Annotated in this window: 27 protein-coding genes and 1 pseudogene; 14 read left to right on the top strand and 14 right to left on the bottom strand. The window is 60.5% G+C overall.

All coding sequences use genetic code 11. The features are described 5' to 3' along the window. The first annotated feature begins 70 nt into the window (after positions 1-70). From G7016_RS06350 to G7016_RS06335, 4 genes are read left to right on the top strand one after another with little or no spacing between them, the layout of a single operon-like run. Complete coding sequence (locus G7016_RS06350; RefSeq protein WP_181111995.1) at positions 71-718, top strand: paraquat-inducible protein A; 648 nt, start codon at positions 71-73, stop codon at positions 716-718. Next, positions 715-1,353 carry a paraquat-inducible protein A gene (locus G7016_RS06345; RefSeq protein WP_181111994.1) on the top strand — a complete coding sequence of 213 codons (639 nt, stop codon included), beginning with the start codon at positions 715-717 and terminating at the stop codon, positions 1,351-1,353. The genes G7016_RS06350 and G7016_RS06345 overlap by 4 nt, the downstream gene beginning before the upstream one ends. Then, complete coding sequence (locus tag G7016_RS06340; RefSeq protein ID WP_181112201.1) at positions 1,322-2,995, top strand: PqiB family protein; 1,674 nt, start codon at positions 1,322-1,324, stop codon at positions 2,993-2,995. The genes G7016_RS06345 and G7016_RS06340 overlap by 32 nt, the downstream gene beginning before the upstream one ends. After that, positions 2,992-3,633 (top strand): PqiC family protein, encoded by a 642-nt coding sequence (locus tag G7016_RS06335; protein ID WP_181111993.1) that lies wholly within the window; start codon positions 2,992-2,994, stop codon positions 3,631-3,633. The genes G7016_RS06340 and G7016_RS06335 overlap by 4 nt, the downstream gene beginning before the upstream one ends. Before the next feature lie 88 nt (positions 3,634-3,721). On the opposite strand, the gene G7016_RS06330 is transcribed toward G7016_RS06335, so the two are convergent. Further along, the gene (locus G7016_RS06330) at positions 3,722-4,003 is read right to left on the bottom strand and encodes a hypothetical protein (RefSeq protein ID WP_181111992.1); all 282 of its coding nucleotides are present in this window, start codon (positions 4,001-4,003) and stop codon (positions 3,722-3,724) included. Between the two features lie 313 nt (positions 4,004-4,316). Here G7016_RS06330 and G7016_RS06325 point away from each other — a divergent pair, with 313 nt between their 5' ends. Beyond that, complete coding sequence (locus tag G7016_RS06325) at positions 4,317-5,723, top strand: MFS transporter (RefSeq protein ID WP_181111991.1); 1,407 nt, start codon at positions 4,317-4,319, stop codon at positions 5,721-5,723. A gap of 4 nt (positions 5,724-5,727) precedes the next feature. Here G7016_RS06325 and G7016_RS06320 read toward each other — a convergent pair whose 3' ends face one another. Then, on the bottom strand, positions 5,728-6,942 hold the full coding sequence (locus G7016_RS06320) for a maltoporin (RefSeq protein ID WP_181111990.1): 1,215 nt from the start codon (positions 6,940-6,942) through the stop codon (positions 5,728-5,730). A gap of 168 nt (positions 6,943-7,110) precedes the next feature. Between G7016_RS06320 and G7016_RS06315 the strand changes: the two genes are divergently transcribed. The 3 genes from G7016_RS06315 (at position 7,111) to G7016_RS06305 (ending at position 10,697) form a co-directional block, all read left to right on the top strand. Continuing rightward, the gene (locus tag G7016_RS06315; protein ID WP_181111989.1) at positions 7,111-8,598 is read left to right on the top strand and encodes an MFS transporter; all 1,488 of its coding nucleotides are present in this window, start codon (positions 7,111-7,113) and stop codon (positions 8,596-8,598) included. 90 nt (positions 8,599-8,688) lie between these two features. Beyond that, entirely contained in the window at positions 8,689-9,639 is a 951-nt protein-coding gene (locus tag G7016_RS06310; protein WP_181111988.1) for a LysR substrate-binding domain-containing protein, read from the top strand. A gap of 272 nt (positions 9,640-9,911) precedes the next feature. After that, positions 9,912-10,697 (top strand): sulfite exporter TauE/SafE family protein, encoded by a 786-nt coding sequence (locus G7016_RS06305; RefSeq protein ID WP_181111987.1) that lies wholly within the window; start codon positions 9,912-9,914, stop codon positions 10,695-10,697. Between the two features lie 5 nt (positions 10,698-10,702). Here G7016_RS06305 and G7016_RS06300 read toward each other — a convergent pair whose 3' ends face one another. Continuing rightward, on the bottom strand, positions 10,703-10,939 hold the full coding sequence (locus G7016_RS06300) for a hypothetical protein (protein ID WP_181111986.1): 237 nt from the start codon (positions 10,937-10,939) through the stop codon (positions 10,703-10,705). Between the two features lie 79 nt (positions 10,940-11,018). Here G7016_RS06300 and G7016_RS06295 point away from each other — a divergent pair, with 79 nt between their 5' ends. Then, on the top strand, positions 11,019-11,807 hold the full coding sequence (locus G7016_RS06295; protein WP_308812139.1) for an SOS response-associated peptidase family protein: 789 nt from the start codon (positions 11,019-11,021) through the stop codon (positions 11,805-11,807). A gap of 19 nt (positions 11,808-11,826) precedes the next feature. On the opposite strand, the gene G7016_RS06290 is transcribed toward G7016_RS06295, so the two are convergent. The 4 genes from G7016_RS06290 to ahpC form a co-directional block, all read right to left on the bottom strand. Further along, positions 11,827-12,156 carry a hypothetical protein gene (locus G7016_RS06290; RefSeq protein WP_181111984.1) on the bottom strand — a complete coding sequence of 110 codons (330 nt, stop codon included), beginning with the start codon at positions 12,154-12,156 and terminating at the stop codon, positions 11,827-11,829. Between the two features lie 252 nt (positions 12,157-12,408). Further along, on the bottom strand, positions 12,409-12,681 hold the full coding sequence (locus G7016_RS06285; RefSeq protein WP_181111983.1) for a DUF1652 domain-containing protein: 273 nt from the start codon (positions 12,679-12,681) through the stop codon (positions 12,409-12,411). 198 nt (positions 12,682-12,879) lie between these two features. After that, on the bottom strand, positions 12,880-14,442 hold the full coding sequence (ahpF, locus tag G7016_RS06280) for an alkyl hydroperoxide reductase subunit F (RefSeq protein WP_181111982.1): 1,563 nt from the start codon (positions 14,440-14,442) through the stop codon (positions 12,880-12,882). A 142-nt stretch (positions 14,443-14,584) separates the two neighbouring features. After that, a complete protein-coding gene (gene ahpC, locus G7016_RS06275) occupies positions 14,585-15,148 on the bottom strand; it encodes an alkyl hydroperoxide reductase subunit C (protein ID WP_181111981.1) in 564 nt (187 codons plus the stop codon). A 423-nt stretch (positions 15,149-15,571) separates the two neighbouring features. Between ahpC and G7016_RS06270 the strand changes: the two genes are divergently transcribed. Both G7016_RS06270 and G7016_RS06265 read left to right on the top strand, forming a co-directional pair. Next, positions 15,572-15,814, top strand: a complete 243-nt coding sequence (locus tag G7016_RS06270) for a response regulator transcription factor (RefSeq protein ID WP_181111980.1) — start codon at positions 15,572-15,574, stop codon at positions 15,812-15,814. A 35-nt stretch (positions 15,815-15,849) separates the two neighbouring features. Continuing rightward, positions 15,850-16,488: a response regulator transcription factor gene (locus G7016_RS06265; RefSeq protein WP_181111979.1), complete on the top strand. Its 639-nt coding sequence runs from the start codon at positions 15,850-15,852 to the stop codon at positions 16,486-16,488. Positions 16,489-16,496: 8 nt separating this feature from the next. Here G7016_RS06265 and gorA read toward each other — a convergent pair whose 3' ends face one another. The 3 genes from gorA to G7016_RS06250 all read right to left on the bottom strand — a co-directional run bounded on the left by gorA (position 16,497) and on the right by G7016_RS06250 (position 19,256). Continuing rightward, complete coding sequence (gorA, locus tag G7016_RS06260) at positions 16,497-17,852, bottom strand: glutathione-disulfide reductase (RefSeq protein WP_181111978.1); 1,356 nt, start codon at positions 17,850-17,852, stop codon at positions 16,497-16,499. A gap of 69 nt (positions 17,853-17,921) precedes the next feature. Continuing rightward, entirely contained in the window at positions 17,922-18,758 is an 837-nt protein-coding gene (gene galU / locus G7016_RS06255; RefSeq protein ID WP_181111977.1) for a UTP--glucose-1-phosphate uridylyltransferase GalU, read from the bottom strand. Between the two features lie 144 nt (positions 18,759-18,902). Continuing rightward, positions 18,903-19,256 (bottom strand): hypothetical protein, encoded by a 354-nt coding sequence (locus G7016_RS06250; RefSeq protein ID WP_181111976.1) that lies wholly within the window; start codon positions 19,254-19,256, stop codon positions 18,903-18,905. A 119-nt stretch (positions 19,257-19,375) separates the two neighbouring features. Between G7016_RS06250 and G7016_RS06245 the strand changes: the two genes are divergently transcribed. After that, complete coding sequence (locus G7016_RS06245) at positions 19,376-19,678, top strand: DUF1883 domain-containing protein (protein ID WP_181111975.1); 303 nt, start codon at positions 19,376-19,378, stop codon at positions 19,676-19,678. Positions 19,679-19,687: 9 nt separating this feature from the next. Next, positions 19,688-19,852 (top strand): hypothetical protein, encoded by a 165-nt coding sequence (locus G7016_RS06240; protein ID WP_181112219.1) that lies wholly within the window; start codon positions 19,688-19,690, stop codon positions 19,850-19,852. A gap of 36 nt (positions 19,853-19,888) precedes the next feature. Here the strand turns inward: G7016_RS06240 and G7016_RS06235 are convergent, their stop codons facing one another. Both G7016_RS06235 and G7016_RS25490 read right to left on the bottom strand, forming a co-directional pair. Beyond that, positions 19,889-20,950: a methyl-accepting chemotaxis protein gene (locus G7016_RS06235; RefSeq protein WP_375139681.1), complete on the bottom strand. Its 1,062-nt coding sequence runs from the start codon at positions 20,948-20,950 to the stop codon at positions 19,889-19,891. A gap of 21 nt (positions 20,951-20,971) precedes the next feature. After that, positions 20,972-21,514: pseudogene (locus G7016_RS25490) on the bottom strand (MCP four helix bundle domain-containing protein); the annotation flags it as partial. Between the two features lie 326 nt (positions 21,515-21,840). Here G7016_RS25490 and G7016_RS06230 point away from each other — a divergent pair. Continuing rightward, complete coding sequence (locus G7016_RS06230) at positions 21,841-22,101, top strand: DUF1652 domain-containing protein (RefSeq protein ID WP_181111973.1); 261 nt, start codon at positions 21,841-21,843, stop codon at positions 22,099-22,101. Positions 22,102-22,110: 9 nt separating this feature from the next. Here G7016_RS06230 and G7016_RS06225 read toward each other — a convergent pair whose 3' ends face one another. Continuing rightward, positions 22,111-24,168: a UvrD-helicase domain-containing protein gene (locus G7016_RS06225; RefSeq protein WP_181111972.1), complete on the bottom strand. Its 2,058-nt coding sequence runs from the start codon at positions 24,166-24,168 to the stop codon at positions 22,111-22,113. Positions 24,169-24,507: 339 nt separating this feature from the next. Further along, positions 24,508-26,151: a phosphoglucomutase (alpha-D-glucose-1,6-bisphosphate-dependent) gene (pgm, locus tag G7016_RS06220; protein WP_181111971.1), complete on the bottom strand. Its 1,644-nt coding sequence runs from the start codon at positions 26,149-26,151 to the stop codon at positions 24,508-24,510. Positions 26,152-26,222: the final 71 nt, after the last annotated feature.

Raw genomic sequence — 26,222 nt, 5'->3', positions numbered from 1 at the left:
CGCTGCTTTCCAAGCACAAAGCAAGGCCCGATGTGGACAGGCCAGGCCAGTTTGACGAGAATGCACCCCCATGCAATCAACCCCTAGCGCGCAGCCTCGAAATGCCCCGGCGGGCTCCTCCGCCTGGCTCATCTGCGAGCATTGCGACACCCTTTATCAGCCCGTAGCGCTGCGCCGCGGCGAGGCGACTACCTGCCTGCGTTGCGGCGCGGTGCTCGAGCGTGCGCGGCGCCTTTCAGTGCAACAGCAGTTGGCCCTGGCCATCACGGCGGCGATTCTGTTTATCTTCGCCAACGCCTTTCCGGTCATCTCCATCAGCCTCGAAGGCCTCAGCAACGCCGCTACACTCTTTCAATCCGTCCAGGCGCTGAACCATGGCCGTATCACACCCATGGCCGCAGTTACCGCCCTGACGATCATCCTCGCCCCGCTACTGCAGGTCACTCTCTTGTGCTGGGTACTGGTATTCGCCTGCAGGGATCAGGTAGCGCCAGGCTTCAGGCTGTGCATGCGCACCCTGGAACACTTGCGCCCATGGAGCATGCTCGAGGTGTGCCTGCTGGGGATTCTGGTGGCGATCATCAAGCTGGGCGGCATGCTCGACGTGCATGCAGGCGTGGGCCTGTGGGCCCTGGCCATGCTGACGGTCCTGCTGATTACCCTGGGCGGGCGTGAAGTGCGCTACCTCTGGGACGATTTTGACGGCCGCCTGACATGAACCGCCTACCCTATGCCAGCGAAGCCGGCCTGCTGCTGTGCCATGTCTGTGGCCGTGCCTGCGCGCAGGCCGATGAGCGCTGCCCCCGCTGTTACGGCACGTTGCATTCGCGCAAGCCGCACAGCCTGGGCCGCACGTGGGCGTACCTGATCGCGGCGCTGATCCTTTATGTACCGGCCAACCTGTTGCCGGTGATGAACACCCAGATGTTCGGCAATGCCAGCGAAAACACCATCATGAGCGGGGTCATCGAGTTCTGGGAGAGTGGCTCGTGGGACATCGCGCTGCTGATCTTTTTTGCGAGCGTGGTCGTGCCCTGCTTGAAGTTCTTTGCCTTGGGGTTACTGCTGATCACCGCTCAACGGCGCAGCCAATGGGCCATGCGCGAGCGCTCCAAACTGTTTCGTTTCATCGAGCTGATCGGCTATTGGTCAATGCTCGATGTGTTGGTGGTCGCCCTGGTGACCGCGTTGGTCCAGTTCGACTCGCTCAGCTCCATCCAGGCGCGGCTCGGCATTCTGTTTTTTGGCCTGGTGGTGGTGCTCACAATGCTCGCCGCCATGAGTTTCGATCCCCGGTTGATCTGGGATGCAGAGGTAGATGATGACAGAGCAAGCACACCCGACCAGGCCTGACGGCGTGCCGACACCTGCGGTGCGCCGCCGCCGCTTCAACGTATCGCTGGTATGGCTGGTGCCCATTGCCGCGGCGCTGGTCGGCGTTTCGATGCTGGTGCACGACACCCTCTCGGCTGGCCCGAAGATCACGGTGCAGTTCCAGACTGCAGAAGGCCTTGAGGCCAACAAAACCCAGGTCAAATACAAGAACGTGGTCATCGGCCGGGTGACGGACATCCAGTTGGCGCCCGACCGCACCCATGTGGTCGCCAGCGTGGCGCTGAATGCCTCGGCCGAAAGCTTCACCGCCGCGGATTCCAGCTATTGGGTAGTGCGGCCGCGGATTGGTGCGCAGGGTATCTCCGGAGTAGATACCCTACTGTCGGGAGCCTTCATTGGCGCGGATGCCGGTTCGGCCAAGGAAACCCGCAAAGACTTCGTAGGCCAGGAAACGCCGCCGGCGATCACCTATGGCCAGCAGGGGCGGCGTTTCACGCTGCACACCGAAGACCTTGGCTCGCTGGACATTGGCTCGCCTGTCTATTACCGGCGAATCCAGGTAGGCCAGGTGATCTCCTACGAACTGGCCGAGGATGGCAAGGGCGTGGACATCCAGGTATTCATCAACGCGCCGAACGACAAGTACGTGACCTCCGATAGCCGATTCTGGAACGCCAGCGGCGTGGACGTGTCCCTTGGGGCAAACGGCTTGAAGGTCAATACACAATCGGTGTCGGCGATCCTGGCCGGCGGGATCGCTTTCGTGGAGCCTCGCTGGAGCCCGGACGCCACCCCCGCCAACGAGCACGCGCAGTTCCAGCTGTACACGGACCAGGAAGCCGCCCTGGCACCGCCAGATGGCGAACCTCGCTACATTCGCATGCGCTTCGAACAGCCTATGCGGGGCTTGACGGTTAACGCACCGGTGGAATTCCACGGGGTAACCCTGGGGCGCGTCGTCTCAGTGGACCTGGACTACGACATGGATAAACGGACCTTCCCGACCATGGTAGGCGCGGTGATCTACCCCGCTCGCCTGGGCAAGGCACACGAAAAGATCCTGTCCCAGTGGGGCGCGGAAGACGACGCGCGCTCGGCGCAGCTGATGGCAGCGTTCGTCAAGCAAGGCTTGAGGGCGCAGGCACGCACCGCCAACCTCATCACCGGCCAGCTGTACATTTCGCTGGACTTCGTTCCCCGCGCCGCGCCGGTGAACTTCGACACGGCGGCACGGCCGCTGCTTATCCCGACCGTACCTGGCAGCCTGGACAAGCTTCAGGAACAGCTGCAAGCCATGGTGGACAAGTTCAGCAAACTGCCGCTGGACCAGATTGCCGGCAACCTAAACGGCAGCCTGGGAGAAATGAACAAGACCCTTCGCCAGGTCAATACCAGCATGTTGCCGCAGCTCAACGATACGCTGGAGCAAACCCGCAAGACCCTCGCCGCGGCAGAGCAAACGCTGGGTGAGGATTCTCCACAGCGTCAGCAGCTCGGTGACACGCTGGGCGAACTCGAGCGCACCGCGAAATCTGTGCGGGCCCTGACCGACTATCTCGGCCGACACCCTGAATCCCTCATACGAGGGCGTACACGCGAAGGCCAGCCGGACGCCTACCGCACTACCTCACCGACTTCCAGGGAATCCGAAGCCCGATGAAAGCCACGCTTAAGTACACCTTGGCGCTGTTCGCTCCCCTGGCCCTGGCCGCATGCTCTTCGGCCCCCACGGGTTACCACACGCTGCTGGCGCCGCAGGCCGTGCCCGACAGGCAACCCGTGGCCGCCCCGGCATACCAGTTCGAAATGCAACAGGTGCGCATGCCGGTGCAGGTAGATCAACCTCAGTTAGTGGTGCGCCAGGGCCAGGGAAGCCTGGCGATCCTGGAAAGCGAACGCTGGGGTGCCCCCCTGGCTGATGAGTTCCACGACGCCCTCACTCAGCGGCTGGAGCAGCGCCTGGGCACCCGCGACATCGCCGGCCTGCCGCGCGCCCCGGGGTTGCCTGTGTTGTCGCTACGCGCCGACGTGCGCCGGTTCGAGACAGTGCCTGGGCAATATGCCCTCGTGGATGTGGTGTGGAGCCTGGGGCTTTCCGATACCGCCAGCAAAAGCCGCCGTAACCTGACGTGCTCCACGCTACTGCAGCAAGCCTCTGCGGGCAGCCTCGATGAGCTGGTATTGGCGCACCAACACCTTATTGATCGACTGTCTGCGACCATTGCAGGCACGGCAAATCACTGGGTGGCCGATACCACTGCCGGCTGCCCGAGCGTGGCGGCCACTGGAGGGGTCTGATTGGTTGATTGCTAAGGGAACTGGCAATAGGCTGTGAACAGCCGAGCCCGGCACAAAGGCCGGGCTGGTTCGGAGAACAGCGTGATGATCAGCTGGCGCTGTTCAACTGGCGGTCTGCGCCATCCTGGGCAACGGTGTTCAGTTGGCGCTCGGCACCGTCTTGAGCCACCGAGTTCAACTGACGTTCAGCGCCATCCTGAGCCACAGTGTTCAGCTGACGCTCGGCGCCATCCTGGGCAACGCTCTGGCTATAGGTCGATTGGGCCGCGCTGCTTACACGATCAAGCGGGTGTTCAGCATGCGAACGTGCGAAGGCGCTGGTGCTAGCCATCAGGGTCAGTGCAATACTCAAAACTAGTTGGCGTTTCATGATCTGGCTTCCTTTGCAGGGGTGTCTAAGGGTTTGTGTAGCCAATGCTACGCGCATGCCCGAAATACGGAATTTCATTGAGGCGATGTTAAGAATCATCAGAATTGATACATACCTGGCGAACCTTTCGCCCTCCCCTTGCCCCGGCCCTTGTCTGCAGCACGCGGTTAACAGATGCGAGCAGAATTCAGGCGGCCTCGCCCCTTAAGCGCGATAAAATTGCGACTGAAGCATTGATTCGGACATAACTTGCAAACGTTATTCCGTTGACTTGGCTAGCATTGTTAGCTCCTGATCCTCGGACCTGACGCGCATGACTTCCGCCATCTCCTCCCCTGCCCTTGAAGCCCACGCGGCGGCCATTTCCGCGCGTATCGATCGGTTGCCCTCAGTCGCAACGCTGTGGAAGCTCATCGCTCTGCTGTCGATTGGTGGATTCTTCGAGCTGTACGACCTTTTCCAGACCGCCTATATCAGCCCGGGGCTGTTCGATGCGGGTATCTTCCACAAGGGTGACGAAGGCGCCTTTGGTGTCTCGGATCAGGCGGCCTTTGCTTCGTCCACCTTTCTGGGGCTGTTCCTGGGGGCGAGCGTGCTAAGCCCCATCGCAGACAGGTTTGGCCGCCGCGCGATTTTTACCTTTGCCTTGATCTGGTACACCCTGGCAACCGTGCTGATGGGCCTTCAGAGCACCGCGATGGGCATCATTCTCTGCCGCTTCGTAGTAGGGATCGGCCTGGGCATCGAGCTGGTCACTATCGACACCTACCTGAGCGAACTCATGCCCAAGCGCCTTCGCAGCCCGGCGTTCGCCTTCGCGTTCTTTGTGCAGTTTCTTTCGGTGCCCACGGTAGCGTTGATGTCCTGGTGGCTAGTGCCGCAGGCGCCATGGGGCGTGGCCGGCTGGCGCTGGGTAGTACTGGCAAGCGCCGTTTTCGCATTGTTCGTGTGGTGGCTGCGCAAGCGCTTGCCAGAATCCCCAAGGTGGCTGGCCCAGCGTGGCCGCCTGGCCGAAGCCGAGCAGGCGCTGGCTGCGATCGAAGCGCGATGTCAGGCCGACCTCGGCGCGCCCTTGCCTCCCGCCGAGGCCCACACGGTGAGCATGGCCCGGCAGGGCCGCTTCCGCGATATCTGGCAGCCGCCCTACCGGCGCCGCGCCGTGATGCTGATCGTGTTCAACATCTTCCAGGCCATCGGCTTCTTCGGCTTTGGCAACTGGCTGCCCGCCTTGCTCAACGGCCAGGGCATGGCTACGGCCCATAGCCTTGGCTACGCTTTCATCATCACGCTCGCCTACCCTCTGGGGCCGCTGTTGTGCATGCGCCTGGCCGGCAGGCTGGAGAACAAATGGGGGATCGTCGGTTCAGCGTTATGTACGGTGATCTTCGGATCGCTGTTCGCTTACCAATCCAGTGCGATAGGGCTGGTGATCTGCGGCATCATGGTGACATTTGCCAATGCCTGGCTCACCTTCAGCTATCACGCCTACCAGAGCGAAATGTTCCCTACGGCCATCCGCGCACGGGCAGTAGGCTTCTGCTATTCGTTCAGCCGATTGTCCACCGTATTCAGCAGCCTGATCATCGGCTTCTTTCTAGAGCACTGGGGCACGCCGGGTGTGCTGGCGTTCATCGTGGCCAGCATGCTGATCGTGATGACAACCATCGGCATATTTGGCCCGCGCACCCGCAACCTCGCGCTCGAAGACATCGCGGGCTGAACCGTTACCACCAGGTTTCCAGCTGCACGCCCACATTGGAGCCGTGCCGCTGCGAACCGAACGCACCGCTGTCGGACAGCGCCGTACCAGGGTCGGCGGCAGCCTGCGCGGCGCGGTTCCACTTTGCATACGTGTAGTACAGGCGCAGCTCGGGGCGGGCCATGAAGGCCTTGCCCATGCTTAGGGTGGGCGCCACGGTGAATTTGTCCAGCTTGCGAGTGGCGCCGGCGTCCGGGTTGATCTGATCGTGCGCGAACTCCACCACAAGCTTGAAGTGGTCAGTGAAGGCATACGACGGCCGTATGCCGAAGGAGTACCACGTGAGCCCCGCGTTGTCCGGTGCTTTGGTCTTCTGTACTACCGCCAGTAGCATGCCACCGAAGTTGGGCGTGACTTGCCACATGGGCGACTCCAGTACACGCCAGGTGTGGGTGCCCCGCGAGGCCGTGAGATCGCCGGTCTGGCCCAGCCCGATCCCCGGCCCCTCGCCATACTGCATCACGAAGCGGTTTTCGCCACCGAGAAATCCATCCTGGTCGTGCTCGGCGGTGAACGACCATCCGCTGTGGGCGCCTTCCACCTGCCCGGCTTTCTGGATAACGCTCAGGCCCAACTCAAGGTCGCCATGGTCGTTGGTCTGGATACCCCCGAGGTTGAAATCGTGGCGGTTGGCCTTGTCGGGCTGATCGATGGTGTCTTCGCGGGTGAAGGCATAGCTCAGGAAATAGTGGCCCAGCTTGTAGTTGTCGATGCCCACGCCGGTGCCGCTTGGGTTCCAGTAGTAGAAGTCGCCGATATGGATGTCATGGCGTTTGTAGTAGCGTCGGCCTGCCCAGATTGTGGCGTCGTTCACCACCGGCGACTGAATGCTGGCCCAGGCCTGGGGCAGGCGAATATCGCCATACTCTCCGCTGAACGTTGGCGCATGGTTGTACTGCTCCACGAGGCTGGCCATCCCATCGACTTTGATCACCGTGCCATCGGCACCGCGATACACCTCCTGGTTGAGCTCCAGTTCCCAGTAGGTTTCGCACTCGTTGCCCAAGCGATATTTCATCGGTGCACCCGGCAGCTGGAAACAGGATTGCTTGCCACCGCTGGTAGCATCGCCAACGCCGATACGCCCATAGCCTGAAAACTGCAAGGCTGCTGCTGGAGTGGGATTGGCCAACGCCAGTAACGAGGCCATGGGGAGCAGCACGCTCATCCTTGATCGCATCGGTGAAAACTCCTTGTCTGAGCGACCCAAAGGCATGGCCGCTGCACCTCCAGAATGACCGGGCCAGCTTTAAAAAGTGCCATCCGAGCTTTTTGAACTCTGCCAGAGCGGATCCACTCCTACGGGTTAACCAGTGCGCGGCGCCTGTGGCCGTGAAAGGAGTGAGCGATGACAAGTCGGGAAGTGCCGGTTCAGGGTCAGCCAGCAGATGCAAGCAACACAGAGGAGCGCATCTACGAAACCGATCTGCCGTCTCGGCTCGACCGATTACCCTGGGGCAGGTTCCATACCCTGCTGGTGTTCGCGCTGGGTATCACCTGGCTTCTGGACGGGCTGGAAGTCACCCTCGCGGGGTCAGTGTCCGGCGCACTGAAAGGCAGCCCGGCGCTGCACCTCAGCAACGCCGATATCGGCCTGGCGGGCGCCGTCTACATCGCCGGAGCGGTACTGGGCGCGCTGTTCTTCGGCTGGCTGACCGACCGCCTGGGCCGGCGCAAACTCTTTTTCATTACGCTGTTCCTCTATGTGGGCGCCACCGCACTAACCGCGTTCTCCTGGAACCTGTGGAGTTTCCTGCTGTTCCGCTTCCTGACTGGCGCGGGGATCGGCGGTGAATACACGGCTATCAATTCGACCATTCAGGAATTCACCCCGGCGCGCTATCGGGGCTGGGTGGACCTCACCATCAACGGCACCTTCTGGATCGGCGCCGCGCTGGGCGCGGGGGGTTCTTTGATCCTGCTGGACCCGACCATCGTGGGCGGCGACCTGGGCTGGCGCCTGTGCTTCGGTATCGGCGCGGTGCTGGGGCTGATCATCATGTTCATGCGCCTGTGGGTGCCGGAAAGCCCCCGCTGGCTGATGATCCATAACCAGCCCGAAGAAGCCGAGCGTATCGTCAAGAGCATCGAGAAACACTTCCGCGACCAGGGCTATGACTTGCCCCCTCCGGCGGACAAGCCCCTTCGCCTGCATGCCCGGGATCACACGCCGCTCAAGGAAGTGTTCCACAGCCTGTTCGTGGACCATCGCCGCCGGGCTATGGTAGGGCTCACACTGCTCACCGCCCAGGCCTTCTTCTACAATGCGATCTTCTTCACCTACGCCCTGGTATTGACCGATTTCTATGACGTGCCTTCGGAGCACATCGGCTGGTACGTGCTGCCGTTCGCCTTGGGCAACTTCTGTGGGCCGCTGCTTCTGGGGCGCCTGTTCGACGTGGTCGGCCGCAAGGTCATGATCAGTACCACCTATATTCTGTCCGGTGTGCTGCTGGCGATTTCCGGATACCTGTTCCAACAGGAAATGCTTACCGTGGTGCAACAGACGATTGCCTGGATGGTGATTTTCTTCTTTGCCAGCGCAGCCGCCAGCTCCGCTTACCTTACCGTGGCCGAGACTTTCCCTCTGGAGATCCGCGCCCTGGCCATCGCTGTGTTCTACGCCTTTGGCACGGGCCTGGGCGGCATTATCGGCCCTACGTTGTTCGGGGCCTTGATCGAAAGCCATGACCGCAGCAATGTGCTGATCGGTTATCTGATCGGCGCGGCGCTGATGGCGCTTGCCGGGTTGGTGCAAGCCGTGTTCGGCGTCGCAGCCGAACGCCAACCACTGGAACAGGTGGCCAAGCCGTTGTCCCAGGCGCAGCCTGCGTAAGCAACGCATCTTCGCTGCCACAAGCGCTGGCGAAGCAGCCAGCGCACTGGCATCATTCGCGGGACCTTCGCCTGGAACGCAGGGACCGCCATGAATCGCAATGATCTGCGCCGCGCCGACATCAACCTGTTGATCGTCTTTGAAACGCTCATGCACGAGCGCAACGTAACCCGAACCGCTGAAAAGCTGTTTCTAGGACAGCCGGCGATCAGCGCGGCGCTCAACCGCCTTCGCGGGTTGTTCGATGACCCGCTGTTTATCCGCACCGGTCGCTACATGGAACCCACGGCCCGCGCAGAAGAGATCCTCGTGCAATTGTCGCCCGCACTGGATGCCATGTCGTCCGCCCTCAGTCGCAGTTCAGGTTTCGATCCAGGCACCAGCCAGGCTACGTTCCGTGTCGGGCTATCCGACGACGTAGAGTACGGGCTGCTGCCGGCCTGCATGCGGCAACTGCGTGAAGAGGCGCCTGATATCACCCTGGTCGTCCGCCGGGTAGATTACTGGCAGATGCCGCATCTACTGGCTTCGGGTGAGATTTCAGTAGGCGTAAGCTACACCCGGGACCTCCCCGCAAACGCAAAACGCAAGTTTTTGCGCTATCAGCGGCCTACGCTGCTGCGCTCTGAGGACGGCAGCCCGCCACTTACACTGGACCAGTACTGTGAACGGCCGCACGCTTTGGTGTCGTATGCCGGGGACCTGTGCGGGTTTATCGATACGGAGCTGGAGAAGCTGGGGCGCACGCGGCGGGTCAAGCTAGCGGTCCCTCAGTTCAGCTCATTGCCGATTTTACTCACTGGCAGTGAGCTGGTCGCTACCGTGCCGGGGTACGTAGCCGAAGCCATGGTGGCCCATGGCGGGGTACGGGCAGAACCCCTGCCCTTCCATGCACCGCAGTTCGAGGTCTCCATGGCCTGGCGGGGAGCCTTGGATACCGACCCCGCCGAACGGTGGCTACGCGGCAAGCTGGCAGACCTGATGCGTGAGGCCGCACCGGCCATGGAGCCCAGCTTTATCGCGGAGCCCTTCATATCATGAACTGCCGGGTGGAATACCGTCCTTGTTGTAGTCCTTGAGGCGTTCCTGCTCTTCAGGGGTGGAATGGGCCGGGGTTTCATCCTGTTTCTTGTCATCGTCGCTCATGGTGATCTCCTCTACCGATACACATTGGGCGGACCCTGCGACCAAGAGTTCACCCATTCATTAGCTAATAACCAGGTCGAATAAGCAAATTCGATAACGTTATAGTCGGCTATATAGTTTGTGGTTATGCTGCGCGCCAGTTCGGTTATAGGCAATCGGTGCGCAACATGGATTCAGGCTTTCTGGGCTTCAGTATCGCGGGGCTGATCGTAGGCTTCATCGTAGGCATGACCGGCGTAGGTGGCGGTTCGCTGATGACCCCGATCCTGTTGTGGTTCGGCATCAACCCCGCCACTGCGGTGGGTACCGACTTGCTGTACGCCGCCGTCACCAAATGCAGCGGCGTCTGGGTTCACGGGCGTAATCGCAATATCGACTGGGGCATCACTGGGTGGCTCGCACTGGGTAGCGTGCCAGCGGCCGCGCTTACGCTATGGGCGCTCAACAGCCTGCATGCCGACACCCAGGCATTGAATGCGGTCATCAAGACATCCCTTGCTTACGTGCTATTCCTCACGGCTTTGGCAATCCTGTTCCGCTCCCGCCTGCTGGCGTTTGCCAGCCGACACGCAGGCGACCGTTACAGCCTCAGCCCACGCGCGCTCAATGGTTTCACATTGCTTACTGGCGTGATACTTGGGGCCATGGTGTCGCTGACGTCCATAGGCGCAGGCGCACTGGGCACGGTTGCGCTGTTCATGCTGTACCCATTTCTCGCAACGCGCCGCCTGGTAGGCACGGAAATCGCGCATGCCGTCCCGCTCACATTGGTGGCAGGGCTAGGGCATGCTGGCATGGGGAACATGGACTGGCCGCTGCTGGGCCATTTGCTGATCGGTTCGTTGCCAGGGATCTACCTGGGCAGTCATTTGTCAGGGCGGGTACCCGATAACGTGTTGCGGCCGTGCCTGGCCGTGATGCTGGGCCTGATCGGGCTCAAGCTCCTGTACTAGGCTCTTTAAAGCGAGCGAAGTATCCAGGCCAGGCTACGCCAGGGGTATTGCTCTCCAAGCGCACTGGCGGCGCAGGTGGAGTCGTGCAGGAATGAGCGATCGGCCTGGCTGGCGATCTGAACGCTGTGGCAATAGGGGCAGCGGACCATGTCAGCCTCGAGGCGCCACTGGCGGCCCCATTCGGCGAGCTCCTCGGCCATACGCTGGTGGCCGGCGCGATTCTCGTCGTTACTCAACTTCACCCACGCCCTCCTTGACTGCCCCGGTCGCGTCCTTTGTCCACGCGGAGCGTACAGCAAGGCCTGGAAATAACCTAGTGGCATGCCAGTGGTCGGTAGCCTCGCCGCCGCCAGTGGGCAGGTACGGTATGCTCAAGCTTTGCATACCAGGGAGGCCCGCACGACGATGTGTGGTCGGATCGCTCAGTACAAAGGGGTAGCGGCGTATCTGGCTACGCTCGATAGTGATGCCCCCATATTGTCGGGTTATGACGATATACCGTTGGCTCGCTACAACGTGGCGCCCACCAGCCGTGTCCAGGTGATACGAGAAGTAGTGAACGGCATTGTCGTCGCAGCTGTAAAATGGGGATGGCAGCCCTTTTGGGCGGTGGGACGGATGCCCCCACCCATCAACGCCCGTGTCGAAACCGTGGCGGGCGGCAAATATTTCAAAAGCATCTGGCCCAACCGCGCACTGGTAAGCGCCGACGGTTGGTACGAATGGGTTCACGATCCGGCGAACCCCAAGCGCAAGCAGCCATGGTTCATCCGTTTACGCGGGGGCGAATCCATGTTCATGGCGGCCATCGGCCAGTTTTCCCACGATGGAGGTGAGGCTGGCCAAAGCGATGGCTTTGTCATACTCACCGCCGACGCCAAAGGGGGCTTGCTTGACATCCACGACCGCCGGCCGATCGTATTATCGCCAGCGCTAGCGCGCGAATGGGTAGCCATAGATACCACGCCAGAGCGCGCCCAGGACATTGTCTTGAACCATGCCCTACCCGCAGAAGCCTTTGAGTGGTATCCGGTAGACCGCGCCGTGGGCAACGTTCGCAACGAGGGCCCTCAGCTGATATTACCGCTGGACCGAGGGCCGGGGTTTTGAATGTCGTTACGCTTGCAGGTCAGAGGCAGTCCTTGGCCATGTCGGTCCACCCGTTGGTTTCAGCCCACTCCGGCGGCAGGAAGATCTGCACCCGAGCGCCCTCGCCAGCGCGGTCGACCTGCGCCCATGCAGGGGCAGCGGTGTAAGCGGCCTCCACCGTGAGCTTGTAGCCCGTTTCGGTATCTGTCTGGCGCACCGGCTTGAACGCCGCCCATTTGGGTGCAAGGCACTCCGCATAGCTCTGTGCTGATTTACTGGTTGTTTCATCCAACGGTGCCCTCGGGTCCACCGCCTTCCCGGCGCACCCCGCCAGCAGCGCTATCCCTATTATTGCCATCAGCCGACGCATCTCGTTCCCTCATTTGATAATGGTAACTGCACTCTAGCAGGCGCTCGAATATTCGGCGCTGCGCTTATTCTGATCCGCTTTTTTCCTATCAATCTGCTGCTGTTATGCACAAGCTCATCCGCGCATCATGCAACCCTCTACTTCTTTCAGAGGGCAGGTAAATGGACGGTCTTATCATGGTCGCCATCGTGGCGGGTACTCTCGGTTCCTTCGGCTACGTGATGTATCTGATCCACAAGGAAAGCCGCTGACCTAACGGCGCGGCCATACACCCTTGCGCTGGTCGCCAGCGAACCATTCCTGGTTGGCTTGCAGCTCCTGGCGCAATTCGGCCACCAGGTTCGAAATCGCACGAATATTGGTAAGGGGCGCCAGCGGCACACCCACCACCAGCAGGTCGATATGCCCGTTGGCGGGATCGGTAACCTCGATCGTCATGGTCCCACCATCGTGCAGCATGCAGGTGCAATGCAGTGGCAGGAAGCTGGACTGGATGATCTTTAAGACCTCATGCTTTGGAATCACCTGCGATACTCCCTTGCCGTGCCGCGCGAAGCTGCCAATTCACCGTTCCGTAGGCTACATAAGAGTACGCCGGGGGCTCGCCGTTCCGTAAGCCGAACGGGCTTCAGACTTCTCCACAAACGCAAAAGCCGGCTGCTCTCGCGAGAGAACAGCCGGCTTCGGCATTGATCACAAAGAGGAGCAAGCCCCCCCAATGAGTCAAGCGGGTGCAGAGCTCCGGATCAGGTGATCGAACGCCGCCAGCGACGCCTTGGCACCGTCGCCCATGGCGATGATGATCTGCTTGTAAGGCACGGTGGTCACATCGCCCGCAGCAAAGATCCCCGGCAGGTCAGTTTCGCCTCGCGCGTCGACCATGATTTCACCACGGTTCGACAGCTCGATCGCGCCCTTGAGCCAGTCGGTGTTGGGCAGCAGGCCAATCTGTACGAAGATCCCTTCCAGCTCGATCTTGTGCAGGTCGCCGGTCTGGCGATCCTTGTAGGTCAGGCCGTTTACCTTCTGGCCATCTCCGTTCACTTCGGTGGTCAGCGCACTGGTGATCACCTTGACGTTCGGCAAACTGGTCAGCTTGCGCTGCAGTACCGCATCGGCACGCAGATGGCTGTCGAACTCGATCAGCGTTACGTGGGAAACGATACCGGCCAGGTCGATCGCGGCTTCTACGCCAGAGTTACCGCCACCGATCACCGCCACGCGCTTGCCCTTGAACAGCGGGCCGTCACAGTGTGGGCAGTAGGCAACGCCACGGTTACGGTATTCCTGCTCACCCGGCACGTTCATTTCGCGCCAGCGGGCACCCGTAGCAATGATCACCGATTTTGCCTTGAGCGAAGCACCGCCAGCGAAGCGTACCTCGTGCAAATCGCCATGCCTGCCCGGAATCAGCTGCTCTGCCCGCTGCAGGTTCATGATGTCCACGTCGTACTGCTTGACGTGTTCTTCGAGGGCCATTGCGAGTTTCGGGCCCTCGGTTTCTTTCACGGAAATGAAGTTCTCGATTGCCAAAGTATCGAGCACCTGGCCCCCGAAACGTTCGGCGGCTACACCGGTACGGATGCCCTTACGTGCCGCATACACCGCCGCTGCGGCGCCAGCAGGCCCACCACCAATGACCAGCACATCAAAGGCTGCCTTGGCGTTGAGCTTTTCAGCCTGACGGGCACCAGCATTGGTGTCGAGCTTGGCGAGAATCTCTTCCAGGCCCATGCGGCCCTGGCCGAAGGGTTCACCATTGAGGTAAACGCTAGGCACCGCCATCACCTGGCGCTGCTCGACCTCGGCCTGGAACAGCGCGCCGTCGATGGCCACGTGCTGGATAGCCGGGTTGAGCACCGCCATCAGGTTCAGTGCCTGTACCACGTCCGGGCAGTTCTGGCAGGACAGCGAGAAGTACGTTTCGAAGCGGAATTCGCCTTGAAGGTTGGCGATCTGCTCCAGGGTTTCTGCGCTGGCCTTGGACGGATGGCCGCCCACTTGCAGCAAAGCCAACACCAGCGACGTGAATTCATGCCCCATGGGGATGCCGGCGAAGCGCAGGCTGATGTTCCCGTTCGGGCGGTTGACGCTGAAGGACGGCTTGCGCGCGTCCATGCCATCGTCGCGCAGGGTGATCAGCGCAGACAGGCCTTCAATCTCTTTCAGCAGCTCCAGCATTTCACGGGATTTCGCACCGTCGTCGAGCGAAGCGATCAACTCGATCGGTTGGGTGACCCGTTCCAGGTACGACTTGAGCTGGGATTTAAGATTGGCTTCCAACATACGGGCGATTTCCTTTTACTAGCATTCGATTCAGAACAACCGGCACAAATAAAAACGCCCAGGCGAAGGTCGCCCGGGCGCTTTTGTGGGCGGTGGTGTCGCTTAAGAAAGGCGGCTCACCGCCGCAGACCGGGTCACGATCTTAGATCTTGCCGATCAGGTCGAGGGACGGAGCCAGGGTGGCCTCGCCTTCTTGCCACTTGGCTGGGCAGACTTCACCCGGGTGAGCGGCGATGTACTGAGCAGCCTTGACCTTGCGCAGCAGTTCCAGCGCGTCGCGGCCGATACCGCCGTCGGTGATTTCAACGACTTTGATCTGGCCTTCCGGGTTGATCACGAAGGTACCGCGGTCAGCGATGCCTGCGTCTTCGATCAGCACGTCGAAGTTGCGGGAGATCACGTGAGTCGGGTCGGCGATCATCGGATACTGGATCTTCTGGATCGTTTCCGAGGTGTCGTGCCAGGCTTTGTGAGTGAAGTGGGTGTCGGTCGAAACGCTGTAGATTTCAACGCCCAGCTTCTGGAACTCAGCGTACGTATCGGCCAGGTCGCCCAACTCGGTTGGGCACACGAAGGTGAAGTCAGCTGGGTAGAAAAACACCACAGACCACTTGCCTTTCAGGTCCGCTTCGCTCACTTCAACGAATTTGCCGTTGTGGAAAGCCTGGGCTTTGAAGGGTTTGATCTGGCTGTTGATGATGGGCATCGGTGAATCTCCTGGGTAGGTAAATCTGACTGGAGCAATCCTAGCTACGAAATCGTTAGCATGCTCATTGGCAATACACATGCTGGCCATTGGTTTTGGCTATGGCCAGCACGTGGGCCATACGAAAACGCAGCAGCGGAGCTTTGTATAACACTACCGGCGGTCCGTAAAGCTGCTTTCAAAACGGATCCGAAAACGTCGCGTTGCTCCCTGTACGATCTTTTTCCCTCCACCCTGTACCCAGCTGCGGCTTTCACCCCTCGGGTTAACCCGTTGAATATTCAGCATTCTTTCATCGCCTTTTCCTACACGGCTTACTCACCAGGCGCATTAAGGTATCGGACAGTGGACAGCGCTGGAAACCCTTGAAGCCACCGCGCTTCCACTCTTACGAGCCTTACATGTTCACCAGGGAGCATCGTGATGTCGTACACCAGCCTCAACGGGCGCGCGCAACATGCCGAGCCGATTTATCTGACCAAAAGGGAAGTGGCTGCATTGGAGTGGAGTGCGCGGGGCAAATCCTCGTGGGAAATTTCACGAATACTGGGATGCAGTGAGTCGGCTATCAACTTCCATTTCTGCAATATTCGCCGCAAGTTCGGCGTGAAGTCCCGCCATGTTGCGGTTCTGCTCGCGCTGGAGCACAACCTGATAGACCTCTAGTTGCAACATCTACCTTTCTATCCAAAGGACCGGCCATGGCCCTCACTATCCTGATCGCAGATGATCATCCTGCCGTGCTGTATGGCCTGCGGCGGCTGCTCGAAAACGCTCCACGCAGCCGCTTCGTCATCGCCGATGCTGTGGAGGGAGGGCAGGCGTTGTTACGAAGCCTTCGCGGTAGAGGCTGCGACCTTGCACTGGTCGATTGGTACATGCCGCCCGAACGTGGGCCGTCGGGGCGTGAGTTGCTGGTACGGCTGCGTACGACCTTCCCGCAGACCGCCTTGGTGGTAATGACCGCTTCGCAACAGCCTGCCGTGTTGGCGGCCAGCCTGGCAGCCGGGGCAAAGGGTTTGTACGACAAACGAGAGTGCAGCAGCCAGCTGCCTCGCATCCTCAATCAGGCTGCACAAGGCAAACTTTGCGTAAGCCCAAGCCTGGAAAGCGTCCTTGAGCGCCATTACCTCACCCGATATCACTGGGGCCAGGAAAACCATCAGGCGCTTACCCCTCGGGAGCGGGAAGTCATGCGCCTGATCGCCGCGGGGTATACGGGCCGGCAGACCGCCGCGCAATTGAAGCGCAGCGAGAAAACCATCAGTCGACAGCGCCGGTCAGCGCTGGACAAACTGGGCTTGAACCCCGATTCGGTACCTACGCTCGCGCCGGGGTAACAGCCACATTACTCACCGACCGCAGTTCGCATGGTCACGAACTCTTCCGCAGACGTCGGATGCACGCCGATGGTGTCATCGAACATGGTCTTGGTCGCCCCGGCCTTCAAGGCAATGCCCAGGCCCTGGATGATTTCTCCTGCCTCGGGCCCAACCATATGGCAGCCGAGCACTTTATCCGACGCACTATCGACCACCAGCTTCATGTACACCCGCTCGGGAATGTCAGTCAGCGTCAGTTTCATGGGGCGGAAGCTGCTTTCAAAAATGCGCACGCTGTGGCCCGCTTCCTGCGCCTGGGCTTCGGTCAGGCCAACGGTGCCGATACTGGGTTGGCTGAACACGGCAGTGGGGATATTGGCGTAATCCACCGGGCGGTATTGCTCAGGCTTGAACAGGCGACGCGCCACGGCCGTGCCCTCCGCCAGGGCCACCGGCGTGAGCTGCACGCGGCCGATCACATCACCGAGCGCGATAATCGACGGTTCCGTAGTTTGATAATGTTCGTCCACTGCAATGAAACCCTTGTCGTCGAGTCGCACGCCTGTGTTTTCCAGCCCCAGGTTGTCCAGCATCGGGCGCCGGCCTGTCGCATACAGTATGCAGTCGGCTTCGAGCACTTCGCCGCTCTTGAGGGTGGCCGTCAATACCTCGCCATCTTTGTCGATACGCGCGATATCCGTATTGAAGCGCAGGTCCAGGCCCTTCTTGGTCAGTTCCCCGGCGAGGTGTTTGCGCACGCCGTCATCGAACCCTCTGAGGAAGAGGTCACCACGATAAAGCTGGGTGGTTTGCGCGCCCAGGCCGTGGAAGATGCCCGCGAACTCGACCGCGATGTAACCCCCGCCTACCACAATCACCCGCTTGGGCAGTTGCTCGAGGAAGAAGGCTTCATTGGAACTGATAGCGTATTCGCGCCCGGGAATATCGGGGATTGAGGGCCAACCGCCCGTGGCAATGAGAATGCGCTCACAACTGTAGCGGGTACCGGCCACTTCCACTGTATGTGGATCGAGAATCCGCGCATGTCCATCGATCACTGTTACCCCGCTGTTGCCCAGCAGGCTGCGATAGATGCCGTTGAGGCGCTCGATCTCCCGGTTTTTATTGGCGATCAACGTGGGCCAATCGAAGGATGGCGTGCCAGGTGCCCAGCCAAAGCCCTGGGAAGTTTGAAAATCCTCATGAAAGTGCGCGCCATACACGAATAGCTTCTTCGGTACGCACCCTACGTTTACGCAGGTGCCGCCCAGGTAACGGCTTTCCGCCACGGCTACCTTGGCGCCGAACCCGGCGCTGAAACGGGCGGCACGCACGCCACCGGAGCCTGCGCCAATAACAAAGAGGTCAAAATCGTAAGCCATGAAAACTCCTCATACGAAAACGCCGCCATTTACTGGAAATGGCGGCGTTCGAGTCTAACCGGTTGTCGGTTACAACTGGCCTTTCTTGTAGAAGTTCTCGAAGCAGTAGTTGGTGGCGTCGATGTAACCCTCCGCGCTACCGCAGTCGAAGCGCTCGCCCTTGAACTTGTAGGCCAGCACACAGCCGTTCTGCGCCTGCTTCATCAGCGCGTCGGTGATCTGGATCTCGCCACCCTTGCCTGGCTCGGTGTTCTTGATCAGGTCGAAGATGTCCGGGGTAAGGATGTAGCGGCCGATGATCGCCAGGTTCGACGGCGCGTCCTCTGGCTTGGGCTTTTCGACCATGCTGTTGACCCGGTAGATGTCGTCACGGATCATCTCGCCGGCAATCACACCGTATTTGCTGGTCTCCTGAGGATCGACTTCCTGGATCGCCACGATCGAGCAACGGAACTGGTTGTACAGCTTGACCATCTGCTGCAGCACGCCGTCGCCTTCCGGGTTCACACAAAGGTCATCGGCCAGTACCACGGCAAAGGGTTCATCGCCGATCAGCGGCTGACCGCTGAGAATGGCATGGCCCAGGCCTTTCATTTCGATCTGGCGGGTGTACGAGAAGGTGCACTCATCCAGCAGCTTGCGAATACCGACCAGGTATTTTTCCTTGTCGGTGTTGCGGATCTGGTTTTCCAGTTCATAGCTGATATCGAAGTGGTCTTCGAGTGCCCGCTTGCCACGCCCGGTAACGATCGCAATACCGTTCAAACCTGCTTCCAGCGCTTCTTCGACGCCATACTGGATCAGCGGCTTGTTGACCACTGGCAGCATTTCCTTGGGCATGGCCTTGGTAGCCGGCAAGAAGCGGGTACCGTAGCCGGCTGCCGGGAACAAGCATTTCTTGATCATGAAGTGTCCTTGATTCTTAGGGCGTTACGTACAGGTTCGGCGCAGTCTAATCACGCGCATCGAGGCTTACAATGGGCGCCTCGAGCGGCTGCTGCACTAATAGAAAAAAACCTTACGTGTAAGTTCCGCTTCGCTGTGCCCGAATCATCCGGAGATGCATTCGGTAACGGATGCCTGCACGTCCTTGAAGCGTAGCGGGAGATTCGACAACCGTTCATGAACCTTGATCGTGCTGCCGCCAGAGCGCTCCTGCACATCCACCACTGCCGCAGGCCCTGAAGACAGCTTGCGCGGCACGATAACCTTGTAGCCGCTTCCGTTCTTCACCAGCGTAGCCGGGCCACGCGTGGCCGCAAGCTTGCGGGCCAGGCACTCGGTAAAGGCTTGAGGATCCTTGCCCGACATCACGTCCATGGTTTCGTGCGTGTTCTCGATCTCTGCGACCGTGGCACAGCCACCGAGCGAGAGAACGGCCAGCAACAGCCCGGCTACCTTCATGTGTACCTCCACAAAAAGAAGCTAGGACCGTGGCCGCTCAGGAACGTTCGCGGCGCCGTGCTTGGGGGGCGTGCGGCCGGCGTGCTATGGTTCGCGCCTTGCCGATACCTGGAGCCAGCATGAAATTCGTACACCAGCGTGAACACCTGAACGAGGACGACGTGGTCGTGATCGAGTGTTCCCAGCGCTGCAATATCCGGCTGATGAGCGATGCCAACTTTCGCGCCTTCAAGAACGGCGCACGCCACACCTATCACGGTGGCGAATTCGACCGCTTCCCCGCCCGCATTACCGTGCCGAGCACCGGCTACTGGAACATCACGCTGGACACCGCAGGCAGCAAGCTGAATGCCGCCGCGAAAAAAGCGCCGTTCAAGCACTCGATCAAACTGATCCGCCGTTCGCCTTCTTCCTTCAGCTGAGGTTTGTCCGTGACCCGTTATGTCATTCACTACACCCTCGACGGCCAGCGCCGCTGGGACTTTGCGCAGCTCGAACAAGGCACCCCCGAAGAGGCCCTTGCCGCGCTGCTAGCCATCCATGGGCAGGAACATGCCGACAGCCTGAAAGACATTCGAGTCACCCGGGCACTTTAGCTCCGGGTGTCAGGCAGCTGCGGCGCAATGGCCGCATCAGGTGCGAAAACGCGCTACCAGCCCGTTCAAGGCCTCGGCCAGGCGCGACAAGTCCTCGGTGGCAAGTGACGTCTGCCGCGCGCCATTGGCAGTGGTACTGGCCAGGTCTCGGATGTTCACCAGGTTGCGGTCCACTTCCCGTGCCACCTGCGCCTGCTCGGCCGAAGCACTGGCGATAACCTGGTTACGCTCGTTGATCTGAGCGATGGCCGAGGTTATCTGACCAAGCGCGGCACCAGCTTCGCGAGCTTTTTCCAAGGTATGCTGGCTGCGCTGGGTGCTCGACTGCATGGCGCTCACGGCATTACCGGTGCCGGTCTGAATCCCGGCGACCATCTGTTCGATTTCGCGGGTGGATTGCTGAGTGCGGTGCGCCAGTGCGCGCACTTCATCAGCCACCACCGCAAAGCCACGGCCCGCCTCGCCCGCCCTCGCCGCTTCGATGGCCGCGTTGAGTGCCAGCAGGTTGGTCTGTTCGGCGATAGCACGGATGACGTCCAACACCTGCCCGATGTCACGCCCCTGCGCAGCCAGCCCCTCTACCAGGCGGGCCGTGGATTCAACCTCGCCGGTCATGGCCTGGATGGCCTGGACCGTCTCGCTCACGCGATCTCGTCCCTGATCGGCGATCCGGCTGGAATCTTCCGACGCTTCGGAGGTGGAAACGGCGTTGCGCGCCACCTCTTCCACCGCTGCCGTCATCTCGTTCACTGCCGTGGCTGCTTGCTCGATCTCATCGTGCTGGCGCCCAAGGCCCCGGTTGGCTTCAGCGGTGGTCGCGGTCAACTGCGTGGCTGCGGCGGCCAGGCGGGTGGCCGAACCGGCAATCTCCTCAATGGTGTTGCGTAGGCTCGATTGCATGCGGGCCAGGGCCCCCATCACCCGTGCTGGCTCATCATCGCCCGTGGTGTCGATTGTCTGCCCCAGGTTCCCCCCGGCAATGCCGTCGGCAATACGTACAGCGTGCGCCAACGGGGCGACGATGCTGCGAGTGAGCCACAGCGCGAGTACCACGGTAAGCAAGCAGGCGACCGCAGCAATAGTGATCACCGTCCAGATAGCCTGATGATATTGCGCGCCGGCGGCAGTACTGGCAGTGACCGCATCCTGTTTATTGATGGTGACCAGATCGCGCAGTTGATCGCCCATCTTGTCGGTGCCCGCTTTGATTCGGCCATTGATCAGCGCGCGCAACTCTTCCAGCCGGTTGTCCTGCGACAAGGCGAGCATGCGTTGCTGAGCATCGAGGTAATCGGTCAACGTAGCCTCGAACTCTCGGAATACCGCTGCCTCCCGCTCGCCCTTGGGCATCAGTGAATACTGCTTGCGGGCTTCAGCCACCTTGTCCATCAGCGACGCGATGCGAGTGCCTGTCTCAGCCAATGCGGCGGGCTCGCGATTTACCAATACGCGGAAAGAGGTAATGCGCAGGCGCAACACGTTTTCCATCAAGTCGCCGATATAGCCGATGCTGGGCAGTTCGTTCTGTTCCATGTCCGACGCAGCCCCCCGGATCACCGCCATACGGTCCACGGCGAATGCGCCCAGCCCGATGAGCAGGCAAGCGATGAAAGCGAAGCCGATAAAGGCACGGGGGGCAATGGTGAGGCTTCTTGTGGCCATGGCGTTTCTCGATTGACCGCAGCGACCTGCCGCGTGACGGAAGGCAGGTCGCGAAGCGCCGCCTTGTCGAAGCTATCGGCGTGGGGCAATGGAAACTGAAGTGGGCTATCGAAACTTTAAGCTGAAACGGTACAAGTCCGGGAGCCTTGTCAGCACTGTTCAGCGGCGAGCGTGACGGGGATCAACATAATTGGAAAAAGTGCCACTTCGTACAGAAAAAAATCCGCAGATCAAGCATGGCGATGCTATGTTTCTTGAACCGGCCAACTGCCCGACTCAATTGCGACTTCGGCAAATGGACATTGCATGATGCAGAGGTACGCACCATGAACAAAATGACCTTTCCCAATGCCTGCCAAGTCATGCGCTGGCATTTTCATCCGCTGGGCTTCGAGGGCAACATGGACGCCCCGAGCAGTATGGTCGCCCGCCTGTTCGACCGCAGCACAGGCGAAACGCTGATCGCCATTGCGGGCATTCCTTGCGCCACGGTGATGAACGCCACCGATGTGGAGCGCATGATCGAGGCGGTCGAAACCGAGCTCGAGACGTTTATCCCGCCCCAGTCGCTTTGCGCTTGCGGGTAATTGCGCTGCTCACGCGTCGGTCGTTATTGCGGGCTGGAACAGTTGCCTTGCGCTTGTAGCGCGGGCAGCTGCGCCTCCAGGGGCGCGAGCGGCCGCAGTGGGCTCGAGAAACCAGTGCACGGCCTTCGCCGCTCGGGTAATGCCGACATAAGCCAGGCGCAACGCTTCTTCAGCCTGAGTCTGATCGTAAGGCGCCACGGCCCCCTCACTACCTAGCCCCGCCAAAGTGTACAGCTGGTTGCGTGCCGGGGCCGCCGGCCGCGCCGCGCAATCCCCAATCAGTAGCACCACATGTGCCTCCAGCCCCTTGGACGCGTGGATTGTCATGCACCGCAGTCGCCGCGCTTCAGTGGCAAGTTTCGACTGGGCCTGCAGCATCGACTGCACCGCAGGCGCCTTTCGAGGGTCATCGCTGGCTTGGCGGTATAACAGCAATACCGTCGCGCCCGTATCCAGCGCTTCCTGGGCGATACGGGCAATGGTGTCGTCGTTTCTGACATGTATATGCACGCCTGAGGCTCCCTCGATGTCGAGCCGAGCACCGGCTGCCACCGCATTCTTGCCAGGGATCGCTTCGATACCTCCCACAAGAAACTCTGCGGCCTCAATAACTTGCGGGTTGCTTCTAAAGTTTTCTTTGAGCATGAGCCGCCGAAAACCTGGGGACGGGAACGCCTGTGCAAAGCGCATGAAGAACGCTGGTGAGCTACCCCGCCACCCATAAATGGACTGCCAATCATCCCCTACACACATCAGGGTGGCGCTGGTAGCTGCGTCTCGGCGCAGCCGTTCCGCCAGCCCAGCTTGCAGCCACCGAGCAATCTGGGGCGAGATATCCTGAAACTCGTCTACCAGCAGATGGCGTATGGCGTGGAGCTTTGCCTCGGGGAGGCGGCTTAACGCACTGCCCTGTGGGGCGCTGAAAATCGCAAACATGCGGTTGTAGCTGAGTACCGGTGGCGTCAGCCCTAATAGCTGCTTCTCCAGCGCCGGCCAATAACGCCTCAGCGCCTGGAAGAACAAGCCGTCCTCGCCGTTTTCCAACGACGCGACGGCAGTGGGGACTTCCAGCCCTAGATTTTCTATAAAGCCTGCTATTGCAACGAAGGCATCGAGCAAGGGTTGAGCACTGTTTTCGCCGCTGAGCTTGTAGTCGATACCAGCCCCTTGCAGTACTTCAGAATCAACATCAACTTCTGAAAATGAATCCAGCCATATCAATGGTTTATCGAAGAAAGCTTGAAACAATGTGCGTTTTACAGCCCATTCCGCACGTACAGGCAAACGTGCCCCGGGGCGGCTCGCATCGCCTATGCTCGGGTCGGCACCCAGCATCACCCAGGCCTGCTGAGCTTCGTTATAGCCATGACATAGAAATACCTGGCCATGGATGCGGTGCTCGCTGCGCGTTGCCGAAACACCTGGCAGCGGCCAGTGACCGGCTTCACGCCAATGAGCTTCGATAAGGTCACATAGCACAGCGTCACGTTCCGCGGCGGGAATCAATGCCACTAGCCGCCGTTGCACTTCGGGATGAGCCTCAGGAAGCGGCGCCATTCGGCTAGCTTTTAACCGAAGCGCTCGTATGATTGACGCGAATTCGTGGTCGGTTTCCACCAAGCGCTGAAAGCACCCGTTGAGTTGGTCACGCTGAGCCGGGTTCACCTTCAGCTGGAAGGCATCGCCCGCGCCTTCTCCCTCACCCAGGCTTTCGAAGGCTCGCAGCTGCGCAAACCCCGGCATTGTCCTGGCCCATGCCAATGCCATCGCATGGAAGGTAGTTACCCGCGCATATGCCTCGGCCATGCTGAGTGCCTGCCCCCACAATTTGAACAGCCGCACCAGCCGCTCGGCAAAATCCGCCCGCGATGCACGCGTAAACGTGACAACGCTGATATCGCTCAGGGGCACTCCGAGGTACTGAGTCAGCAGCACGATTCGCAGGGCCAGTGAGCTGGATTTTCCTGACCCGGCACCCGCCACCACACAGGTGGTGATTGCCCCGCTGAAAATCATCTTCCATTGCGCGCCCGTGGGCTGAGCCTGTGGCGCTATAAGGCGAGCCACGTCGGCCCTCATTCGCTTGCGTATGGCTGGCGTGATATTCAGTGGCCGGTCTGCGAACAACAATGGGCTTTCACCCTCAGGTTGCTTCGGCGCGGGCGCTTTCGGCAGGGGCGCCTTGCGGGTGCGGCGAGGAGCCGAAGCAGGCTTTTGTCGCAGCGCCGACGGTGCCTGGGCTACGCCCAACCACCGGGGAAACCAACGCCGCAGAACTTCATGTAATTTCGAGATCACGCGATTAGAGTCTTATTTATCAGTGGCTTACAGGATTTATCTAGAATCTTTATACGGTATGCTTGAAGCAAAAAATAACCCGACCGGAGCCGGGTCATCACAGCGGTATCAGGCGCTGATGGCGCTATCCACCAACTGCTGTGCTTCGCTCACCAACTGTTTCAGGTGCGTTTCACTGGTAAAGCTCTCAGCGTAAATCTTGTAGATGTCTTCGGTGCCCGACGGCCTGGCGGCGAACCAACCGTTGGCCGTCATCACCTTAAGGCCGCCGATTGCCTGGTCGTTGCCGGGCGCCTTGCTGAGGATGCGCTCCACTGGCTCCCCCGCCAGGGTAGTCGAAGTGATCTGCTCTGGCGACAGCTTGCCCAACGCGGCCTTCTGCCGGGGGTCGGCCTTGGCATCCACGCGCGTCGCGAAGGGCTCGCCCAGGTCGGCGATCATTTCCAGGTACAGCTGATGCGGGTTCTTGCCCAGGCGCGCCGTCATCTCTGCCGCCAGCAGTCCCGGGATCAAGCCATCCTTGTCGGTGGTCCACACGCTGCCATCACGGCGCAGGAAGGATGCACCCGCGCTTTCTTCGCCGCCAAAGCCCAGCGAGCCCTCGAACAGCCCGGCCGCAAAGTATTTGAAACCTACCGGCACTTCGTACAGGGTGCGCTGCAGCCGGGAAGCGACGCGATCGATCAACCCGCTGCTGACCACGGTTTTGCCTACGGCCGCGTCGGCGCGCCATTGCGGCCGGTTACGGAACAGGTAGTCGATGGACACCGCCAGGTAGTTGTTCGGAGCCATCAGGCCACCGCTGCGGGTGACAATGCCATGGCGATCGTGGTCGGGATCGCAGGCAAAGGCCACGTCGTAGCGATCCTTCAGCCCGATCAGCCCCTGCATGGCGTCGCGGGAGGACGGGTCCATGCGGATCTGGCCGTCCCAGTCCATGCTCATGAAGCGGAACGTAGGGTCGGTGAAGCGATTGACCACGTCCAGGTCCAGCTTGTAGCGCTCGGCGATGGCAGGCCAGTAGCGCACTCCGGCGCCGCCCAATGGGTCCACACCCAATTTCAGCCCGGCACCACGTATTGCTTCGAAATCGATAACGTTCTCGAGGTCTGCCATGTAAGTATTGAGAAAATCGTGACGGTGGGTAGTGGCTGCCTGTAGCGCGCGCTCGTATGGCATGCGCTGGACATCGGCAAGCTTGCCCTCCAGCAACTCGTTGGCCTTGGCCTCGATCCACTTGGTAACGTCGCTGTCCGCGGGGCCGCCGTTGGGTGGGTTGTATTTGAAGCCACCGCTTTGCGGCGGGTTATGGGACGGCGTGATTACCACCCCGTCCGCCAGGCCTGACGTGCGGCCGCGGTTGTAGCAGATGATGGCGTGGGACAGCGCCGGAGTGGGTGTGTATTCGTCATCGGTAGCGAGCATGACGTCCACACCGTTCGCGGCGAACACCTCCAGCGCGCTGATCCCGGCGGGAGTCGACAGCGCATGGGTATCAATGCCCATGAACAGCGGCCCGTCGATACCCTTGGCCTTGCGGTACAAGCAAATGGCCTGGCTGATCGCCAACACGTGATCTTCATTGAAGCTGTTGTCGAAGGAACTGCCACGGTGCCCGGAGGTACCGAAGGCCACGCGGTGCGTGGCGACCGAAGCGTCTGGCTTCCTGGAGAAGTAGGCGGTTACCAGGCTTGGAATATCGATCAGCAATTCGGCCGGTGCCGGCTTGCCCGCTAGCGGACTGTGCGTCATGCAAAACCTCGAATAGGTATCAAACAGTGACAGTTTACTGACGATTCGACCGCCTTGCGACGGGAATGATC

Source organism: Pseudomonas japonica (genome assembly GCF_013522925.1).
Taxonomy (GTDB): Bacteria; Pseudomonadota; Gammaproteobacteria; order Pseudomonadales; family Pseudomonadaceae; genus Aquipseudomonas; species Aquipseudomonas japonica_A.
The sequence above is the reverse complement of the archived record's forward strand: the minus strand, read 5'-3'. Positions and strand labels throughout refer to the sequence as shown.

Coding starts and splice junctions, on each gene's coding strand:
- G7016_RS06295 (WP_308812139.1), top strand. CDS start 11,019: ATGCCAGTGGTCGGTAGCCTCGCCGCCGCCAGTGGGCAGGTACGGTAT.
- galU (WP_181111977.1), bottom strand. CDS start 18,758: ATGATCAAGAAATGCTTGTTCCCGGCAGCCGGCTACGGTACCCGCTTC.
- G7016_RS06250 (WP_181111976.1), bottom strand. CDS start 19,256: ATGAAGGTAGCCGGGCTGTTGCTGGCCGTTCTCTCGCTCGGTGGCTGT.
- G7016_RS06290 (WP_181111984.1), bottom strand. CDS start 12,156: ATGCGTCGGCTGATGGCAATAATAGGGATAGCGCTGCTGGCGGGGTGC.
- G7016_RS06350 (WP_181111995.1), top strand. CDS start 71: ATGCAATCAACCCCTAGCGCGCAGCCTCGAAATGCCCCGGCGGGCTCC.
- G7016_RS06265 (WP_181111979.1), top strand. CDS start 15,850: ATGGCCCTCACTATCCTGATCGCAGATGATCATCCTGCCGTGCTGTAT.
- G7016_RS06315 (WP_181111989.1), top strand. CDS start 7,111: ATGACAAGTCGGGAAGTGCCGGTTCAGGGTCAGCCAGCAGATGCAAGC.
- G7016_RS06245 (WP_181111975.1), top strand. CDS start 19,376: ATGAAATTCGTACACCAGCGTGAACACCTGAACGAGGACGACGTGGTC.
- G7016_RS06320 (WP_181111990.1), bottom strand. CDS start 6,942: ATGCGATCAAGGATGAGCGTGCTGCTCCCCATGGCCTCGTTACTGGCG.
- G7016_RS06270 (WP_181111980.1), top strand. CDS start 15,572: ATGTCGTACACCAGCCTCAACGGGCGCGCGCAACATGCCGAGCCGATT.
- G7016_RS06305 (WP_181111987.1), top strand. CDS start 9,912: ATGGATTCAGGCTTTCTGGGCTTCAGTATCGCGGGGCTGATCGTAGGC.
- G7016_RS06230 (WP_181111973.1), top strand. CDS start 21,841: ATGAACAAAATGACCTTTCCCAATGCCTGCCAAGTCATGCGCTGGCAT.
- G7016_RS06335 (WP_181111993.1), top strand. CDS start 2,992: ATGAAAGCCACGCTTAAGTACACCTTGGCGCTGTTCGCTCCCCTGGCC.
- G7016_RS06325 (WP_181111991.1), top strand. CDS start 4,317: ATGACTTCCGCCATCTCCTCCCCTGCCCTTGAAGCCCACGCGGCGGCC.
- ahpC (WP_181111981.1), bottom strand. CDS start 15,148: ATGCCCATCATCAACAGCCAGATCAAACCCTTCAAAGCCCAGGCTTTC.
- G7016_RS06340 (WP_181112201.1), top strand. CDS start 1,322: ATGACAGAGCAAGCACACCCGACCAGGCCTGACGGCGTGCCGACACCT.
- G7016_RS06310 (WP_181111988.1), top strand. CDS start 8,689: ATGAATCGCAATGATCTGCGCCGCGCCGACATCAACCTGTTGATCGTC.
- G7016_RS06345 (WP_181111994.1), top strand. CDS start 715: ATGAACCGCCTACCCTATGCCAGCGAAGCCGGCCTGCTGCTGTGCCAT.
- ahpF (WP_181111982.1), bottom strand. CDS start 14,442: ATGTTGGAAGCCAATCTTAAATCCCAGCTCAAGTCGTACCTGGAACGG.
- pgm (WP_181111971.1), bottom strand. CDS start 26,151: ATGACGCACAGTCCGCTAGCGGGCAAGCCGGCACCGGCCGAATTGCTG.
- G7016_RS06330 (WP_181111992.1), bottom strand. CDS start 4,003: ATGAAACGCCAACTAGTTTTGAGTATTGCACTGACCCTGATGGCTAGC.
- gorA (WP_181111978.1), bottom strand. CDS start 17,852: ATGGCTTACGATTTTGACCTCTTTGTTATTGGCGCAGGCTCCGGTGGC.